Genomic DNA, 2,390 nt, shown 5'->3' with positions numbered 1-2,390 from the left:
AGCACCTGCCAGGAGCTGCCCGCCCCGCCCAGCGGCAGACCGGTGAGCAGCGGGCCGAAGAAGAGCAGGTAGAGCAGCGGGGTGAGGACCCCGAAGAGAAGGGCGAAGCGGGAGCGCAGGGACTGGCGGAGGTAGCGGCCGTAGACGAGGGCCGTGTCGTGCAGCAGCATGCCGGGGGTCTCCTGGGGCTAGACGGCGACGCCCCCGTCGCCGTCTAGCCCCAGGAGACCCCCGGCATGCTGCTGCACGACACGGCCCTCGTCTACGGCCGCTACCTCCGCCAGTCCCTGCGCTCCCGCTTCGCCCTTCTCTTCGGGGTCCTCACCCCGCTGCTCTACCTGCTCTTCTTCGGCCCGCTGCTCACCGGTCTGCCGCTGGGCGGGGCGGGCAGCTCCTGGCAGGTGCTCGTACCCGGCCTGCTGCTCCAACTCGGCCTGTTCGGCGCCCTGTTCGCGGGCTTCACGGTCATCATGGAGAACGCCCAGGGGGTGGTGGAACGGATGCGGGTCACCCCGGTCAGCCGGCTCGCCCTGCTGCTCGGCCGCGTGCTGCGCGACGCCACGGTGTTCGTGTTCCAGGCGGTGCTGCTGGTGCTGGCCGCGCTGGTGATGGGCCTGCGCGCACCGCTGGCGGGCGTGCTCATCGGCTTCGGGTTCGTCGCACTGCTCACGCTGTCCCTGGCCTCGGTGTCGTACGCGCTGGCCATGAAGGTCCGCACCCCGCAGGAGTTCGGCCCGCTGATCAACGCGGTGTCGATGCCGTCGATGCTGCTGTCCGGGCTGATGCTCCCGATGAGCCTCGCGCCCGGCTGGCTCGACGTGCTGTCGCACTTCGTCCCGTTCCGCTATCTGGTGGACGCGATGCGCGACGCCTACGTCGGCCACTACGCCACCGCGCACATGCTCTACGGCGTCCTCGTCGCCGTCGGCTTCGCCGCGCTGGCCGTGACGGCGGGCACACGGGTGTTCCGGACGGCCGGGGCGTAATTACGCTGGGCACATGGTCAATCTGACGCGCATCTACACCCGGACCGGCGACAAGGGCACCACCAGCCTCGGCGACATGAGCCGGGTGCCCAAGACGGACCTCAGGATCTCCGCGTACGCGGACAGCAACGAGGCAAACGCGGTGATCGGCACCGCGATCGCCCTGGGCGGCCTGGACGAGGAGGTCGTCGCCGTCCTCACCCGCGTGCAGAACGACCTGTTCGACGTGGGCGCGGACCTCTCGACCCCGGTGGCGGAGAACCCGGAGTACCCGCCGCTGCGGGTCGAGCAGTTCTACATCGACCGGCTGGAGGCGGACTGCGACCGCTTCAACGAGCGGCTGGAGAAGCTGCGCTCCTTCATCCTGCCCGGCGGCACCCCCGGCGCCGCCCTGCTCCACCAGGCCTGCACCGTCGTGCGCCGCGCCGAGCGCTCCACCTGGGCGGCCCTGGAGGTGCACGGCGACCTCATGAACCCGCTCACCGCCACCTACCTCAACCGCCTCTCCGACCTGCTGTTCATCCTGGCCCGCATCGCCAACAAGGCCACCGGCGACGTGCTCTGGGTGCCCGGCGGCGAGCGCTAACGAGCCCGCTCGCGCTTCGGGAACAGCGTGTAGCTCCCGGCGATGATCACATTGAGGCCGATCAGCCACACCATCCGCAGCTGCCACGCCCGCAGCGAGCCGGTGTCGCCGTCCGCGCCGACGTACCGGATCGCCGCCTGGAGCAGCGCCAGCGCGACCACGCAGGCCAGCGTCCAGCGCGCCGCCACCCTCCATTCGTGGCGGGCGCGGGCCCGGCCGTAGCGGGGCGGGCGCACCGGGGGCGGGCCGGCGGCGAACCGGTGGGCGACCCGGGCGTCGGCCCACTTGACGGCAGAGTGGCCGAGGCCGACGGTGAAGCCGATGTAGACGGCGGCCAGCCCGTGCCGCCAGTCCGCCCGGCCACCGTGTTTCAGATCGATCGCGGCGACGACGAGCAGCACCACCTCCAGCAGCGGCTCGCACAGCAGCAGCGCCAGCCCGGTGCGGGGCATCCGCAGCCCGTACCGGACGCCCAGCCCGGCCGCCAGCAGCACCCAGAAGGCCACCTCGCAGGCGACGATCAACCCGACGATCACGGCTCGCTCCCTTCCACGCCCTCCAGGCTCGCGCCGCCCCGGCAGCGGATCGTCGTCGCCGGGAGCGATCCGGGGTAAGCGAAAGTCGCAGTCCCGAACCCTTCCCGGGGAGCAGCCGGGGGCGGCGCGAGCCTGGAGGGCGTGGAAGGGAGCGAGCCGTGATCGTCGGGTTGATCGTCGCCTGCGAGGTGGCCTTCTGGGTGCTGCTGGCGGCCGGGCTGGGCGTCCGGTACGGGCTGCGGATGCCCCGCACCGGGCTGGCGCTGCTGCTGTGCGAGCCGC

Annotated in this window: 3 protein-coding genes and 1 pseudogene; 2 read left to right on the top strand and 2 right to left on the bottom strand. The window is 72.1% G+C overall.

Going from position 1 to position 2,390, the window contains the following annotated elements; all coding sequences use genetic code 11:
- Positions 1 to 170, bottom strand: a pseudogene (locus FRZ03_RS29230) (ABC transporter permease); the annotation flags it as partial.
- Positions 171 to 236: 66 nt separating this feature from the next.
- Between FRZ03_RS29230 and FRZ03_RS29225 the strand changes: the two are divergent.
- Positions 237 to 986 (top strand): ABC transporter permease, encoded by a 750-nt coding sequence (locus FRZ03_RS29225; RefSeq protein WP_146468096.1) that lies wholly within the window; start codon positions 237 to 239, stop codon positions 984 to 986.
- Between the two features lie 13 nt (positions 987 to 999).
- Positions 1,000 to 1,572 carry a cob(I)yrinic acid a,c-diamide adenosyltransferase gene (locus FRZ03_RS29220; protein WP_070027802.1) on the top strand — a complete coding sequence of 191 codons (573 nt, stop codon included), beginning with the start codon at positions 1,000 to 1,002 and terminating at the stop codon, positions 1,570 to 1,572.
- Here the strand turns inward: FRZ03_RS29220 and FRZ03_RS29215 are convergent.
- Entirely contained in the window at positions 1,569 to 2,108 is a 540-nt protein-coding gene (locus FRZ03_RS29215; RefSeq protein ID WP_146468095.1) for a hypothetical protein, read from the bottom strand. The two genes, FRZ03_RS29220 and FRZ03_RS29215, sit on opposite strands and share 4 nt — an antisense overlap.
- Positions 2,109 to 2,390: the final 282 nt, after the last annotated feature.

Source organism: Streptomyces misionensis (assembly GCF_007896895.1).
GTDB lineage: Bacteria > Actinomycetota > Actinomycetes > Streptomycetales > Streptomycetaceae > Streptomyces > Streptomyces misionensis_A.
This window is presented reverse-complemented; position numbering and strand designations above follow the sequence as displayed.

Excerpts from the sequence above, each read along its gene's own strand:
- FRZ03_RS29225 (WP_146468096.1), top strand. The coding sequence starts at position 237 with ATGCTGCTGCACGACACGGCCCTCGTCTACGGCCGCTACCTCCGCCAG.
- FRZ03_RS29220 (WP_070027802.1), top strand. The coding sequence starts at position 1,000 with ATGGTCAATCTGACGCGCATCTACACCCGGACCGGCGACAAGGGCACC.